The 14,536-nt window shown below is 61.2% G+C and carries 17 protein-coding genes; 9 read left to right on the top strand and 8 right to left on the bottom strand.

The genetic code is table 11. The annotated features are described in order from the left end of the window. Window positions 1-9: 9 nt before the first annotated feature. Entirely contained in the window at window positions 10-735 is a 726-nt protein-coding gene (gene fhuF, locus ACNFIC_RS03225) for a siderophore-iron reductase FhuF (protein WP_416779869.1), read from the bottom strand. 289 nt (window positions 736-1,024) lie between these two features. Here fhuF and ACNFIC_RS03220 point away from each other — a divergent pair, with 289 nt between their 5' ends. Next, window positions 1,025-1,240, top strand: a complete 216-nt coding sequence (locus ACNFIC_RS03220) for an MbtH family protein (protein WP_138217820.1) — start codon at window positions 1,025-1,027, stop codon at window positions 1,238-1,240. 132 nt (window positions 1,241-1,372) lie between these two features. Next, window positions 1,373-2,791: a diaminobutyrate--2-oxoglutarate transaminase gene (locus ACNFIC_RS03215; protein ID WP_416779867.1), complete on the top strand. Its 1,419-nt coding sequence runs from the start codon at window positions 1,373-1,375 to the stop codon at window positions 2,789-2,791. A 164-nt stretch (window positions 2,792-2,955) separates the two neighbouring features. On the opposite strand, the gene ACNFIC_RS03210 is transcribed toward ACNFIC_RS03215, so the two are convergent. The 5 genes from ACNFIC_RS03210 to ACNFIC_RS03190 all read right to left on the bottom strand — a co-directional run bounded on the left by ACNFIC_RS03210 (window position 2,956) and on the right by ACNFIC_RS03190 (window position 6,302). Continuing rightward, window positions 2,956-3,606, bottom strand: coding sequence for a class I SAM-dependent methyltransferase (locus tag ACNFIC_RS03210; RefSeq protein WP_416779865.1), 651 nt, complete (start codon window positions 3,604-3,606; stop codon window positions 2,956-2,958). A 549-nt stretch (window positions 3,607-4,155) separates the two neighbouring features. Further along, entirely contained in the window at window positions 4,156-4,611 is a 456-nt protein-coding gene (locus tag ACNFIC_RS03205; RefSeq protein WP_138217698.1) for a DUF3429 domain-containing protein, read from the bottom strand. A gap of 10 nt (window positions 4,612-4,621) precedes the next feature. Further along, on the bottom strand, window positions 4,622-5,182 hold the full coding sequence (folE, locus tag ACNFIC_RS03200; protein WP_416779864.1) for a GTP cyclohydrolase I FolE: 561 nt from the start codon (window positions 5,180-5,182) through the stop codon (window positions 4,622-4,624). Then, window positions 5,167-5,580 carry a thiol-disulfide oxidoreductase DCC family protein gene (locus tag ACNFIC_RS03195; protein ID WP_416779862.1) on the bottom strand — a complete coding sequence of 138 codons (414 nt, stop codon included), beginning with the start codon at window positions 5,578-5,580 and terminating at the stop codon, window positions 5,167-5,169. The genes folE and ACNFIC_RS03195 overlap by 16 nt, the downstream gene beginning before the upstream one ends. 113 nt (window positions 5,581-5,693) lie before the next feature. After that, window positions 5,694-6,302, bottom strand: coding sequence for a dTMP kinase (locus ACNFIC_RS03190; RefSeq protein WP_416779860.1), 609 nt, complete (start codon window positions 6,300-6,302; stop codon window positions 5,694-5,696). Between the two features lie 281 nt (window positions 6,303-6,583). Between ACNFIC_RS03190 and ACNFIC_RS03185 the strand changes: the two genes are divergently transcribed. Genes ACNFIC_RS03185 through ACNFIC_RS03170 form a run of 4 tightly spaced genes read left to right on the top strand, consistent with a single transcriptional unit; the run spans window position 6,584 to window position 10,148 of the window. After that, window positions 6,584-7,588 carry an NAD-dependent epimerase gene (locus tag ACNFIC_RS03185; RefSeq protein ID WP_416779858.1) on the top strand — a complete coding sequence of 335 codons (1,005 nt, stop codon included), beginning with the start codon at window positions 6,584-6,586 and terminating at the stop codon, window positions 7,586-7,588. A gap of 5 nt (window positions 7,589-7,593) precedes the next feature. Continuing rightward, window positions 7,594-8,328 carry a glycosyltransferase family 2 protein gene (locus tag ACNFIC_RS03180; RefSeq protein WP_416779857.1) on the top strand — a complete coding sequence of 245 codons (735 nt, stop codon included), beginning with the start codon at window positions 7,594-7,596 and terminating at the stop codon, window positions 8,326-8,328. After that, window positions 8,325-8,597, top strand: coding sequence for a lipid-A-disaccharide synthase N-terminal domain-containing protein (locus ACNFIC_RS03175; protein ID WP_138217692.1), 273 nt, complete (start codon window positions 8,325-8,327; stop codon window positions 8,595-8,597). The genes ACNFIC_RS03180 and ACNFIC_RS03175 overlap by 4 nt, the downstream gene beginning before the upstream one ends. 3 nt (window positions 8,598-8,600) lie before the next feature. Next, a complete protein-coding gene (locus tag ACNFIC_RS03170; RefSeq protein ID WP_416779855.1) occupies window positions 8,601-10,148 on the top strand; it encodes an ArnT family glycosyltransferase in 1,548 nt (515 codons plus the stop codon). Window positions 10,149-10,152: 4 nt separating this feature from the next. Here the strand turns inward: ACNFIC_RS03170 and ACNFIC_RS03165 are convergent, their stop codons facing one another. Continuing rightward, the gene (locus ACNFIC_RS03165; protein WP_138217690.1) at window positions 10,153-10,665 is read right to left on the bottom strand and encodes a peroxiredoxin; all 513 of its coding nucleotides are present in this window, start codon (window positions 10,663-10,665) and stop codon (window positions 10,153-10,155) included. 201 nt (window positions 10,666-10,866) lie between these two features. Between ACNFIC_RS03165 and ACNFIC_RS03160 the strand changes: the two genes are divergently transcribed. Continuing rightward, window positions 10,867-12,057, top strand: a complete 1,191-nt coding sequence (locus ACNFIC_RS03160; RefSeq protein WP_416779853.1) for an MFS transporter — start codon at window positions 10,867-10,869, stop codon at window positions 12,055-12,057. 8 nt (window positions 12,058-12,065) lie between these two features. Here ACNFIC_RS03160 and ACNFIC_RS03155 read toward each other — a convergent pair whose 3' ends face one another. Beyond that, window positions 12,066-12,947 carry a LysR family transcriptional regulator gene (locus tag ACNFIC_RS03155; RefSeq protein ID WP_138217688.1) on the bottom strand — a complete coding sequence of 294 codons (882 nt, stop codon included), beginning with the start codon at window positions 12,945-12,947 and terminating at the stop codon, window positions 12,066-12,068. A 130-nt stretch (window positions 12,948-13,077) separates the two neighbouring features. On the opposite strand from ACNFIC_RS03155, the gene ACNFIC_RS03150 reads away from it, so the two are divergent. Together ACNFIC_RS03150 and ACNFIC_RS03145 are read left to right on the top strand one after the other, a co-directional pair. After that, entirely contained in the window at window positions 13,078-13,803 is a 726-nt protein-coding gene (locus tag ACNFIC_RS03150; RefSeq protein WP_416779851.1) for an AzlC family ABC transporter permease, read from the top strand. After that, window positions 13,800-14,126 carry an AzlD domain-containing protein gene (locus tag ACNFIC_RS03145; RefSeq protein WP_416779850.1) on the top strand — a complete coding sequence of 109 codons (327 nt, stop codon included), beginning with the start codon at window positions 13,800-13,802 and terminating at the stop codon, window positions 14,124-14,126. The genes ACNFIC_RS03150 and ACNFIC_RS03145 overlap by 4 nt, the downstream gene beginning before the upstream one ends. Window positions 14,127-14,536 lie beyond the last annotated feature (410 nt).

Raw genomic sequence — 14,536 nt, 5'->3', positions numbered from 1 at the left:
GGCAGCGGCTTATTCGGGTGTTTTGTCGCGGTCGAGTGGGCAACTGCTGCAATAGTCGACGCCCGGCAGGCGGTAGCGAATGCAGCAGATACGGCGTAACCGCTGCGGGGGGTTAGCGCCGTCGTCCTTGTAGTACACCGGTGCGAACAGCGGATTGCGCCGACCATCAGGGCGCAGGCGGCTTTCCATCACCGCCCTGGCCGGGGCGGTGCAATCGAACGTTGCCAGGGGATGCCGTTGGGCTTGTGCAGTGGCGAATTCGAAGAGGTTGCCGGCGTTGCTCCAGAACAGTCTTGGCGAGGCGTTCGAGACGCCAGCCATGACTTCGATCACCGGTTTCAGATGCTGCTCGATCAAGGCCTCGAAACGTGCGAAGGGGGGGCAGGGTGGCAGAGCGTTGCCTTCATGGGGCAGGTGCAGGCCCAGCGGCTTTCCCGCCTCCGAAAGGGCGACGCGGACATCGTCCAAGGCCAGAGGTAGCTCGCGCTGGAGCAGCAAGCTGGCCGCCACGGCAGGGGCTATGAAGCAGAAGTACCATTTCGACCAGATAGAGGTCAGCGCGATGAAGTCGTCGGTGCCATGTCGGGCTGCCAGGTCGCGGATGAACATGGCGAAATAGTCCGGCTGGAACAGTTGCGAGCCTGCGAGTGCGGGCGGTTGCTCGCTTGCCAGTTGCAGGTTTTGCGCATAGTCCGCCAGTGGGCCGCTGAACAGCGGGGCGAGGCTGGCGATCATCCTCGCGGCCTAGTTTCACCGTCAGACGGCATTGCGCAATGCGTGATAAGGGGGGATGTGGGTCTTGGCATACGGAGGCGTTTGCTGGTGAGACTCGTTATCACTGGAGTGATCAGTATAAACAACTCCGGGGCAGGCAGGCGATCCAGTCTATGGCACCAGAGCGTGCTAGCGGTCACGCCAATGTTTAATGATAATTGTTATTAACTATATTATCCTACGCTCGTTCACCTGCAAAGCTCGGGCTACCTGACGAGCGCTCGCATCTTCAGTGGAAAAGGAGTGAAACATGAGTCTTGACAGTCCTGAAACGCGTTTCTTGGTTGTGGTCAACGATGAGGAGCAGTACTCCCTGTGGCCCGACTACAAGGAAATACCGCAAGGCTGGCGCGCGGCCGGCAAGCAGGGCAGCAAGGAAGAGTGCCTGACCTATATCGAATCGGTGTGGACCGACATGCGGCCGTTGAGCCTGCGTCAAGCCATGCAGGCCCAGAATCACGGCTGATGCCTCGCGCATCCAGCGCCTGTTTTTGCCTCTTGCCGGACGCCAGCCACCTAACCGCGCGGCCGCTGCACGGCGCTCGCGCCGGCAGTTTTGTCAGCTATGCGCCACCTGCGCGACACAAGGATGCACTCGATGAATGCAGTCACCCCAATCGCTAACACCACGCTCGAACTCCAGTACCGGCACACCGGGCTCAGCCAGCGCTACTGCCTGGACAGCACGCCGGCATTGCAACGGCAAATGCAGCGCGAATCGAATGCGCGCAGCTACCCGCGACGCATACCGCTGGAGCTCAAGGGCGCGCAGGGGGTGTATGTGGAGGATTCGCGGGGGCAGGTCTACATCGACTGCCTGGCCGGCGCGGGGACTCTGGCACTGGGGCATAATCACCCGATTATCGTGGAGGCCATCCAGAAGACCTTGGCCTCGGGGCTACCGCTGCATTCGCTAGATCTGAGTACGCCGATCAAGGATGCCTTCGTGGAGACGATCTTCGATCTGCTGCCTGGTGACTTCGCCAGGAATGCGCGGATCCAGTTCTGTGGCCCGACCGGTGCGGATGCAGTGGAGGCTGCGCTCAAACTGTCGCGCACGGCAACCGGGCGGCAGAGCATCCTGGCGTTTCATGGGGCTTATCACGGTATGACCCTTGGCACGTTGTCTGTAAGCGGCAATCTGGGGCCGAAGAATGCCTTGGGCGGGCTGCTGGCAGGGGTGCAGTTCCTGCCGTATCCACATGAATATCGTTGCCCGTTCGGCTTGGGTGGCGAGCAGTCGATCGACGCCAGCCTGCATTACATCCGCCACCTGCTCGCCGACCCGGAAAGCGGCGTGACCCAGCCAGCAGCCATGATCCTGGAAACGGTGCAGGGCGAGGGCGGGGTGATTCCCGCTCCTGATCGCTGGCTGCAAGGGCTGCGGGCAATCACGCGTGAGCACGGTATTCCCCTGGTTCTTGACGAAATCCAATGCGGTATCGGGCGCACCGGCGATCTATTCGCGTTCGAGCGCAGCGCTATCAGCCCTGATGTGGTGACACTGTCGAAGGCCATCGGCGGCGGTCTGCCACTGTCGGTAGTGGTCTACCGGGGCGAGCTGGATCAATGGCAACCAGGGGCTCATGCTGGCACTTTCCGCGGCAATCAGCTAGCCATGGCCGCTGGCGACGCTACCTTGCGTTTCATTCAGCGCGAAGGTATTTGCAGCCATGTGCGCAACGTTGGAGCACGCTTGCAGGCGCTGCTGCACGCACTGCGGGACGAGTTCGACTGGATCGGCGACGTGCGCGGCCGGGGCCTGATGCTGGGCATGGAGATCATCGATCCTGCCAACCAGGATGCCATGGGCCAGCCCGCTGCCGATGGCGAGCGGGCGCGCCAGCTACAGCGAGCTTGTCTGGAGCGTGGCCTGATCGTAGAACTGGGCGGGCGGCACGGCGCAATCGTTCGCTTCCTGCCGCCGCTGATCATCAGCGAGGCACAGATCGATCTGGTTGGGCAGATTCTCTATCAGGCAGCGCAGAGTATTCGGGGTGCATCCGTCGCGAATTGATTGGGGGAGGGTGCATATAATCTCCGGTCTGCGGCGGTTGGACAGAACGGCGCTCAGGTTCCATTAGCAAAATACTATGTTGTTTCTGATGGATGACTGATGGACGCTATATATAACTCAACTAAATGAATATTTAGCATAGTTATAATTAGAGTGCATATAAATCAGGGTAGGCGACGCCCAAGCCAAACCGTCTGCCCACCGCATTCTGGATCCTCCACGATGTGCTCCAGCAATTCGAAGCCGTGGTCGGTCAGCTGCATAGCGTACTCCTGTGGATCGAGGCTCGCATGGTACAGCGTTTCACCCTCGAACACGCCCAGTGCTTCGCCATGGGAAGGCCCACTGGTGAACATTAGCAACGCGCCGGGTGCGGCATGGTGCTGGAATATGCGGAACATCTGGCGTTGATCGTCAGGCTTGAGATGGAAAAAGCTGTTCCAGGCCAGAATGGCTTCGAATTGGCGATCGAGCACAAGGTCGCGCATGTCTGCGTGAATCCATGCCTGCGTTGGAAATTGCGTGCTGCACAGTGCGAGCATCTGCGCAGACGAATCCACACCGACAACAGACGCGCCACCATCGATCAGATAACGCGCCACGGGCTGTCCAGAACCGCAGCCGAGATCCAGGACGGTTGCAGCCGCCGGTAGCAACGAACGGAAGCGCTCGATCCATTTGCGGTCGACGAAATGGTTGATGCGCAGATCGTTCCAAGTGGTGGCGTGGCGATCATAGAGACTGATGATTTGATCTGCGGATGGATGGTGAGACATGGATGGGGGCATGGTCGGCTTTGAAGATTGAAAGTCCATGAGGGTTACCAGGATTGAAATGTACCCTGGGTGTGGATCGTATGGGAAATACGGATCTGCGCATAATGTATATTATGTTAAATAAAGTATTATGGGCGGTGACCTCCTGAGTCGATCTCGCGACTTCGGAATTTCGGAACCTTTCCTATGAGACTCGCAAGCACTTGGAGTTTTTTAGCGAAAATTTAGAACAGCCTCGCCCGAAAATGCTCAATTTCGAAATTCTTTCTCCACATGGCCAACCTTCAGCACTCGATCCTTGCGCTTTCAATCCAACTACAATGGATCTACACCCATTCCATCGCTAGCGTGACCAGTGAACCCTATGGTTTCTCCTGGTGCCCAGATGCCCATTTCACCTCCCGGGTTTCGGAATCCAACGGATTGCCTGACTCAGATCAAAACCGAGCATCAGCAGCGGCTGCCCCAAGGGCGGATTCTGGCAAGGGAGGTATGCGCCAGCGAATAGACTGCTATGGTTTTGCAGGCTAAATCACACTCGAGCTGCCGGCACCATCTCGATCACTGCGCAGCGCCCCTAGGCACACCTCACCTATCGATGAATACCACCACTGCGCTCAGCAGCAAGCAAACGCTCGCGACGACGGTCAGGTGCGCGCGCATCGAGGGGTACCATCCTGGCACGCTTTCGAGCAGCTTCCGGTCTTGCTTGAGATGGCTGACAAACCCCAGCACCAACGTCACATATGCCCAAGGAGCCGGTAGCAACAGACTTACCCAACCGATGAGCGCCGGCACTACGCTCCACCGCAGCCGGTCCCGACGTTCCTCGGCGGCCAAGCCCTCCAGCGCCATGGCAAAAGCCCAATGCAAAGCGCCGACGAAGCTCAATATCACGGCGCCATAGCTGATCAGCATGAGCGATGCAAAAGCTCGACCGTCCTGGTAAAAAAAGATGAGCGCTGTGCACCCCAGGAACGGTAACAAACCCGCGTAGCCCAACAGTGCGAAACGGGCTGCGGGCAACGTCGAAATAGCCGTCATTGGAAGCTCCTCAAGGGTGCCGCCCGATAAGACTGAGGAATTCGTGCCGGGTCGTCGGCGATTCGCGAAACTCACCGAGCATGACCGACGAAATCATCAGCGAGTTCTGCTTCTCTACCCCACGCATCATCATGCACATGTGCTTGGCCTCGATCACTACGCCCACGCCGGCCGCATGCGTGACTTCCTGCACCGCATAGGCAATTTGCCGGGTCAGGTTTTCCTGTATCTGCAAGCGACGGGCGAACATATCGACCACACGCGCGACCTTTGAAAGCCCCAGTACGCGACCTGTGGGTAGATAGGCCACATGTGCCTTGCCGATGAAGGGCAGCATGTGGTGTTCGCACAGGGAGTACAGCTCGATGTCGCGCACTACGATCATTTCGTCGTTCTGAGTCTCGAACAGCGCACCATTCACGACCTCTTGCAGATTCTGGCCATACCCGTTGCATAAGTACTGCATGGCTTTGGCAGCACGCTGCGGCGTGTCCCTCAGGCCTTCACGCTGGGGGTTCTCACCCACGCCGACCAGGATTTCGTGGTAGTGCTCGGCTAGCGAATGTGACATTTGGACTCCTCACTGCGGCAGCGGTGCGCGCCTTCGGGATGGGGTAACCAGGCCAGGTGCGGCCTCACACGACAGAAAAAACTGTACAAAATTGAAAGCAGCGGACGTAGTGGACGCCACGTCAATGGCGCGACCCAGTGGCCAAGACCGGCCGCACGCCAACTCCATAATGTAGCGTCCAGGCCTGTCACCCACTCTCCACTTGCGAACCGTCCATGTAACCGAGCGGCGAGTTGATCAAGCGTAAGTCCCAGTGTTTCCGGGGAAAAGTCCTCATGACTGATGTCAACCAGGATGAGCGTATCCGCGGTTGATCGCGTGCGCAGCATCGCAATCTCCCTGGCACACAAGGGGCAGGCGCCGTCGTAGTAAAGCGTCAGGGGCCACTTACAATACATGTACAACTCCAGTTATTTGTACAGGTTTTGTATAAGTTAGCCTAACCCAGGAAATACGCAATAGGCATGGGCAGATGCCGGCTCCCCTGCCCCTGCCCCTGCCACGTTACGCGTCAGCGCACGCTGTAGATGGCGGCAACGATATGGCGCGTTGCTGCTTCGAGCGAGCCCTCGTTGCGGCATAGGAACCAGCCGTTGTCGCTGGCGGCCCGCTCGAACGCTTCAGTGCAGGCGGTTTGTTCCTCCAGGCTATGGATCACCGTACTGCCTAACCCACCGCGTCGCGCCGCCGCCCTTGCCCATGACATCTGCGGGGCGGTGACCACTGCGACATGCAGGTCAGGCACTTGTACGCCACGCTCAAGGTTCAAGCGCAGGATGTCGGCAAACGCAATCGAGCGGCGAAAGGCTGCATCAGAGGGATACCAGCGGTCGATCAGGATGATGCTGTCTGCCGGCTGCCGTGCTAGCACATGTTCGCCAATCCAGGCACGGCTGGCGGCCAGACGTTCACAGACCTTCAACTCCAGTGCCGGCGAAGGGCTGCGTGCCACTGCATTGACCAAGGCCATGGTCTCGGCCCTGCCTGGGTCGTGATTGCGCTCGCTGAGGCGCACGACCTTGTGATGCTCGGCGCGCAGGGCGTGGGTCACGGCTTCGAGCAAGGAGGTCTTGCCGACACCTTTGGGGCCGTCCAGGGCAATGAAGAGTGGACGATTCATGTTCGATGTGGGGCCAGGACAGAATTAGCAGGGCGAGCATGATGCACTGAAATTGCGAGAACGGTCGCATTTGCCTGCGCAGGGATACATTTGTGCTCCTTTGGGAGGGAGGACATTATCAGCCTCGAGCCTTGAGCGGGATGTCCTCCTGCGGTCACAAAGTCTCAACACAACCGTGACATTTTGTTTGGCACCGGCTCAACCAGAAGGCGCATGTGCATGAACGTTACGGCTGTCCCTGCGGGGCATCTTGGCCACTCCCCTGATCAGGCGCAGCGTGCATGCCCATACTGATCACCGGCGCCGCCGGTTTCATAGGCTTCCACCTAGCCCGACGCCTGTGCCAGCAAGGGCTGGAGGTGATCGGTGTCGACAACCTCAACCCCTACTACAGTGTCGAACTCAAGCACGCGCGCCTGCGGCAGCTGATGGCGTGGCCGAACTTCAGCTTCCAGCACCTGGACATTACCGACGCACCCGGTCTGATGCAGCTATTTGCCCGTCATCGTTTTAGCGAAGTCGTTCACCTCGCCGCGCAGGCCGGCGTGCGCTACTCGTTGAGCAACCCCGGAGCGTATGGCGAGTCGAACCTGGTAGGCTTTCTGAATGTGCTGGAAGCCTGCCGGCACAGCCCTCCCCGGCATCTGGTGTATGCCTCCAGCAGTTCTGTGTACGGCGCCAATGCCAAGTTACCGTTCAGCGAGCAGGATCCGGTCGAGCAGCCGGTCTCGTTTTACGCCGCCAGCAAGCGCGCCAATGAACTGATGGCCCACAGCTACGCGCACCTCTACCGGTTGCCCATGACCGGCCTGCGCTTCTTCACCGTCTATGGCCCGTGGGGCCGCCCTGACATGGCGCTGTTCAAATTCACCCAGGCGATGCTCGAAGGACGGCACATCGAGCTGTACAACCACGGCCGGATGGCGCGCGACTTCACTTACATCGACGACATTGTCGAAAGCCTCCGACGCGTGCTCGACAAGCCGCCGCAACCCCTCGACGGGCAGGCTCCCTGCCAGTTGTTCAACATCGGACGAGGTGAACCGGTGCGCCTGCTGCACTTCGTCGAACGCCTCGAAACTGCCCTCGGGATCGAGGCCCTGCGCAACTATTTGCCCTTCCAACCAGGCGATGTGCACGAAACCTGGGCCGATGTGACTGCCCTTGCACGCTGGATCGGTTTCTCCCCTTGTACGCCCCTTGAACAGGGCGTGCAGGCCTTCGTCGACTGGTACCGGGACTTCTACCCGGCCCAGTCCAGGCAGCTCCTTCCCGAACTCAGGTAACCTGCATGACCCAACCCCTGGACCTGTCGGTCCTGATACCCGCCAAGAACGAAGTTGAAAACCTGCCGTCGCTGCTGATGGAGATCCGCAGCGCCCTGGCCAATGAGCGCTACGAGGTGCTGGTGGTCGACGACGGTAGCAGCGACCAGACCCTGGCCGTACTGCAGCGCCTGAAGGCCGAAGGCTTCGCCCAACTGCGCATCCTTTGTCACGAGCGCTCGCTGGGCCAGAGCACCTCGATCTGGCACGCCGCCCAGGCTGCCCAGGGCGAATGGCTGGCAACCCTCGATGGCGACGGACAGAACGACCCAGCTGACATCCCCGGCATGCTGGCAGTAGCGCGCGCCAACCAGGGCCGCGTCAAGCTGGTGGCCGGCCACCGCGTCAATCGTCAAGATACAGCCAGCAAACGCTGGGCCTCGCGCCTGGCCAACGGCCTGCGTCGGCGCCTGCTCAAGGACGCAACTTCCGACACCGGTTGCGGCCTGAAACTGATCGAGCGCGCCGCCTTCGTCAGCCTGCCCTACTTCGACCACATGCACCGTTTCATCCCGGCGCTGATCTTGCGCCAGCACGGCGCCATGCTGGTGCATCCGGTCAACCACCGGCCACGTCACGCCGGTACCTCCAAGTACGGCAACCTGGACCGCGCGCTGGTCGGGGTGCTCGACCTGTTCGGGGTCTGGTGGCTGATCCGCCGCAGCCGCCTGGACGTGCGCCCGCAGGAGCTTGAAGGATGACCCGCGAAACCCTCTGGCTGATCGTCGGTTTCACCGGCCAGGCGGTCTTCACCGGCCGCTTCGTACTGCAATGGCTGTACAGCGAGATCAAGCGCCGCAGCGTGATCCCGGTGGGTTTCTGGTACCTGAGTATGCTCGGCAGCGCGTTGCTGCTGGTCTATGCGATCTACCGCCAGGACCCGGTGTTCATCCTCGGCCAGGCCTTCGGCTTCGTGGTCTACCTGCGCAACCTGCAACTGATCGCCCGCTACAAAGAACAGAAGGAATAACCTGTGCCGCGCCTCAAGACCCTCGCGGCCGAACGGCTGCTACTGGTTGTCCTTGCGCTGTTGCTGGTCGGCGCCGGGATCGGCTGGCGCCAGCCGATGAACGTCGATGAAGAGCGTTTTCTGGGCGTCGCCCTTGAAATGCTGCAGGACGGCAACTGGTTCATCCCGCACCGCGCGGCGCAGATCTACGCCGACAAGCCGCCGTTGTTCATGTGGACCGTGGCTGCATTCAGCGCCCTGACCGGTCTGCCAAAAGTCGCCCTGTACCTGCCGGGGCTGCTGTCGGCAGCCACCATCACGCTGGTACTGCACGACCTTGGCAGGCGCCTGTGGAACCGCCGGGTCGGCGTGATTGCGGCGTTGTTGTTCCTGGCCACCTACCAGACCTACAGCATTCTGCGTACCGGGCAGATCGACAGCTTCCTCTGCCTGTGGGTAATGCTTGGCGTTTACGGCATGCTCCGCCATCTGTTGCTCGGCCCTGCGTGGGGTTGGTTCTACCTGGCGTGCGTGGCCATGGGGCTAGGCATCATCAGCAAAGGTGTGGGGTTTGTCCCGGCGCTGCTGCTGTTGCCCTACGCCTGGGGCGTGCACAAAGGCTGGCGTGGGGTGGTGGCGATGCCGGGCCAGGCTGTGCGCTGGAGCTGGGGCTTGGCATGCCTGCTGGCCGGTTGCGCGGTGTGGCTGCTGCCGCTGCTGGTATCGATCGCCCACGGCGGTGGCGCCGCCGAGCTGGCCTATCTCAAGGAAATCCTGCTGCGCCAGACCGCTGGGCGCTACGCCAACGCCTGGGATCACCGTGAGCCCGTCTGGTACTTTTTCACCCAGGTCATCCCCAAATACTGGCTGCCCTTGGTACTGGCCCTGCCTTGGCTGGTCCCTGCCTGGCGGCGCCAGTTGCACAAGCGCGATGGCCGGTTCCTGCTGCTACTGAGCTGGGTGGCGCTGGTACTGCTGTTCTTCAGCTTGAGTAGCGGCAAACGCAAGCTCTATATTTACCCCGCGCTGCCCGGCCTGGTACTGGCCATCGCACCGCTGCTGCCCTGGCTGCTCAAGCGATGGTTCCAGCGACGTCCCAGATGGCGCAAGGTCTTCATGGCGGTAGCGCTCGCATGGTTCTGCCTGTGGTTTGCACGCGGCTTGATCGAGCCGTTCAAGGAAGGCCGTAACCCTCACGAAACCCTCATGGCCGACGCCGCGCAGGCATCGCGTGGCGCAGAACTGGTACTGATCCATTGGCGCGAAGGACATTGGCTATTTGCGCGCCAGCCAATCGTGCATTTTGGTTTCGCCAGCACCGCTAGCGTGGAACAGGCAATCTATTGGCTGCGCCAACATCCGCAGACCTTCGCCTTGGTGCCGGCCAGCCACTTGGAGCGCTGCTTTACGCTCGACAAGGCCCGCAAGCTGGGCGGCACCTCGCGGGACGCGTGGTACCTGGTGGGGAGCGCGGCGGACAACAGGCAATGCCAGGCCCGCGCGCCCGAGCAGGTCTATCGCTTTGCCTGGCAGGTACCCAGCCTAGGGCCGCACACAGGATCAATACCTTGAACCGTTACTGTGCTGGCATCTGCAAAAACGCCAGCATACTCTGCGCGTCGCTCACCGCCAGTTGGCCGGGTGCGTCCACCTCTATACGGCGTACCACGCCATCTTCTGCCAACAGCGCATAGCGTTGCGAGCGCTTGCCCATGCCACGCGCTGTGGCATCCTGGGCGAGCCCCAGGGCATCGGTGAGTTCGGCGTTACCGTCAGACACCATGGCCACCTCGCCTTGATTAGCGAAGGTCTTGCCCCAGGCGTGCATGACGAAGGCATCGTTCACGGCGACGCACAGGATCTCGTCCACGCCGGCCTTGAACAGCGCATGGGCGTGTTCCAGGTAGCCCGGCACGTGACGCTGCGAACAGGTCGGGGTGAACGCTCCCGGCAAGCCGAAGATCACCACGCGCCTGCCCCGGCAGCGCTCGCGCAACGAGAACGCCTGCGGCCCGATCGGGCAACCGCCCTCCCCGTCGCTGAACTGGTAAAGCGTGACATCGGGCAACTGTTCTCCGACCTTGATCATCCGTTTCTCCAAAGATTATTCAGCCAGCGCAGGTTTAGCGGTAACTGCACGGTTGTGCAAGACGAACTGATTGAGAACGAGGTAGGTCCATGACTGTGCCAGTGATCGGCGCTCTAGCGGCCCGTTCAGGGTCGACGCCTGCGCTTGAGATTGTCTAGGATAGGTAGTCAAACGTTTCAGCATGTTTCGCAAAGGATCCCGATGTCAGTCCACGAGTCACCGCCGCCAGCACTTCCTAGCACATCCACCGTCGTCAAAATGGAAGCGGCCATGGCCCTTGGCAGCTTCGCCATCGGCACTGGCGAGTTCGCCATCATGGGCCTGATGCCCGATATCGCCAACAACCTGCACTTGAGCGAGCCCCAGGTAGGCCATGCGATCAGCGCCTATGCGCTCGGCGTGATGGTGGGGGCGCCGAGTCTGGCCATCCTCGGCGCCAAGCTGCTGCGCAAGCACATGTTACTGCTGCTGATGGCGCTGTACGCCATTGGCAACCTGGCCACCGCGTTCGCACCGTCGTTCGCCAGCCTGGTGGCGTTTCGCTTCATCAGCGGCCTGCCGCATGGCGCCTACTTTGGCATCGCCGCGGTGGTGGCTTCGAGCATGGTGGCCAGCAACCATCGCGCCGGGGCCGTGGCGCGGGTAATGATGGGCCTGACCTTGGCCATGTTGCTAGGCAACCCGCTGGCGACCCTGCTTGGCCAGTTTTTCGGTTGGCGCTCGGCATTTGTGCTGGTGGCGCTGATCGCGCTGTGCACCGTGGCCCTGGTGACCCGCTACGTGCCACAACCGGCCGATGAGGTTCGCAGTGATCCACGCAAGGAACTGCGTGCCTTCGCTCTGCCGCAAGTGTGGATGGCCCTGGGCATCGCCTCGATAGGCTTTGCCGGGATGTTCTGTGTGTTCAGCTATCTGGCGCCGACCCTGCTGCACGTGACCCAGGCGTCGCCACAATGGATTCCCTTCGGCCTGGCTGCCTTCGGTGTGGGCGGGATCGTGGGCAATATCGTCGGCGGCAAGTTGTTCGATCGCCTGCAGTTCCGCGCGGTCGGTATCGTGCTGGTGTGGTCGATGGCGGTGCTGCTGCTGTTTCCGCTGGCCGCCCATTCGCTATGGACCCTATTACCAGGCGTTGCCCTGGTCGGCACCATGATCGCCCTGGCCGCACCGTTGCAAATCCGCCTGATGGACATCGCACACGAAGCGCCCAGCCTGGCCGCTGCCTCCAACCACGCCGCATTCAACCTGGCCAACGCCTTGGGCCCCTGGTTCGGCGGCATGGCGATCAGCGCGGGTTTAGGCTGGACCAGCACCGGCTATATCGGCGCACTGGCAGCGCTGGTGGGGTTGGGCATCTACCTGATTGCCCGCCGTATGAAGGGCGGGCACTAACCGGTTCCTCAGGCCTGGGCCAGTTCTGCCAGGCCCTCCTCTACCGCCATCACCGCCCGGTTGCCCCGGGCCGATGGCAATGTCCATGCAGCGATATGCAGCCCTAGGGGCACCGAATGATCGATCGGTGCCACCAGTTCGCCGCTGTTCAGGTAGCGCTGTACCAGGCTCCTGCGCCCAATCAGCACCCCGGCCCCTAGCAATGCCTGCTGCACGGCGCTGGCATACAGCGAAAACCCCGGCCCTCGCGCCACGAAGGCGCTGCCCAACACGTCCTGCGCCCAGACTTCCCAATCGTTCCAGCACACTTCGGCGATGCAGCGCGCATTGGCCAGGTCAGCGGCGCTGTGGATGTCGGCGGCCAACGCCGGCACGCACACCGGAGTCACGGTCTCGGTGGCCAGCGAGCGTTGCCCGCGTTCAAGGCGCTCGGTATAGAACAGGCACAGGTCGAATGGGCTGCGCTTGAGGTTCGGTGGCTCATCGACTGCCGTTACCGAGATTTCGATAGGCGCCAGTTGCGCCGTCAACTGTGGCAGACGTGGGCCAAGCCACAGATGGGCTAAGGCCGGCGAGGTGACGATATGCACGCGCTGCGGCGCTGCCAAGCGACGTAGGGTCCGCGCAGCCTCCTCCACGGCATCGAAAGCCTCGGTGAACTGGGTTTTGACACTTTCGCCCAGCGGCGTTAAGCGCACGCCCTTGGCGTGGCGCTCGAACAGCATGGCGCCATACTGGCGCTCCAAGGTCTTGACCAGCGCGGCGATGGCCCCTGGGGTCAGCTTGAGTTCATGGGCTGCGCGAGCAAATCCGCCCAGCCGCGCAGAGGCTTCGAAGGCACGCAACGCATTCAGGGGCAGCGCGTGCCGGGTAGGCATATCCAGGGACATATCACGAGGCTCATTTTTTTTAGGCCTAATATTTCAGATTTGTACGGTTGTGACCAGTCGCACGCCGCCTTATTTTGACCATGTGGCCAGGCACTGGCCTGCGCGTTTCAACGATCGCCGAGGAACACACATGGCATACCGCAGCGCAACACACGCATTGGCACAGGGCGCGCGCGATGTGCTGCCGCTCACCACTGGGATCGTCCCGTTTGGCCTGATCACCGGAGTAACCGCGGTCGGCATGGGCATGTCGCCCAGCCAAGCCATGGGCATGACTGTGCTGTTCTATTCCGGCTCTGCCCAACTGGTGGTGATGCAGTTGATGCAGAGTGGTGCATTGCCGGTGACCATGGTGGTCACCGCCCTGGTGATCAACCTGCGGTTCCTGATGTACAGCGCGTCGTTGAGCCCACAGTTCAATCGCCTGGCACGGCGTCACCGTTGGCCGCTGGCCTACGTGCTGTCGGACCAGAGTTTCGCACTGTGGGCGTTGAAGAACGGCGCGGACGGGGCTGGCAACTTCCCCTTCCATTACTACACCGGCACCGCGGTGGTGATGTGGTTTGGCTGGACGCTGGCGGTGTTGGCCGGTGTGCTGCTGGGCACCGGCATTCCCGAATCCTGGTCGCTGGGTTTTGCCATTCCGCTGTCGTTCCTGGCACTGCTGGTGCCGAGCATCCGCAGCTCGGCGACCTTGGGCGCGGCACTTGCCGGCGGCCTGATCGCGGTACTCGCCGCCGCGCTGCCGTTCAACCTGGGCCTGCTGCTGGGCGCGGTAGGCGGCGTGACCACCGGCGTACTGATCGAGCAGTTGCGCGGCCCGTCCGGCGAGCGTGCCACCCAGGAGGCCTCATGAGTGAGTGGTTGCAATGGCTGACCTTCGGGCTGATCGGCTTAGGTACGTTCGGCATACGCCTGTCGTTCATCGAGCTGCATGGCGTATTGCGCCTACCGCCACTGCTGCGTAGGGCGCTGGCCTACGTACCAGCCGCGGTGCTGGCGGCGCTGGTACTACCTGCCGTGGTCCTGCCTGATCGCCACGGCGTCTTCGACTGGAGCAACCCGCAGCTTCCCGCCGCGATTGCCGCCGGGCTGGTGGCCTGGAAGACCCGCAGTACCTTGCTGACGTTGGCAGTTGGAATGGCCGTTCTGCTAACCCTCAAACATTGGGGATGGTAAGCACAGCACACAATTGTGCTGCGTGCGCTCGCATCGGTCTGGACAACAGCCGATGCGATAACACATCGCCTGACGGATTACCTGAACACTGGCTGTCGACGCACTTTATTTAAATTAAATTACATTTAACATTGTCGAAATTTCATTTTTGCGGCACTTATTAAAATAGTTTCACGCAAACTTTCCGCACGCCCTCACTTAATCGGTTGAACTCCAAGTGGACCACCGTGAAAATAGCTGCCAGCGCCGCACGCAAAGGCTACACGCCACGACCTGCGGGCCACACAGGCATGCGCTGAATATATGCAAGGCGAACACTGCTACTTCGCGCACATTAAACGCTCACCTGTTTTTCACACCCCGTTGACACTTTCCCCCTTCAAATGCGCAACACCCTTATACCTCCGAGG

The sequence above is a fragment of the Pseudomonas sp. NY15463 genome (assembly GCF_048068415.1).
In the GTDB taxonomy this organism is placed as follows: Bacteria; Pseudomonadota; Gammaproteobacteria; order Pseudomonadales; family Pseudomonadaceae; genus Aquipseudomonas; species Aquipseudomonas mosselii_C.
Note: the sequence above shows the minus strand (reverse complement) of the source record. Positions and strands in the feature narration are given on the sequence as shown.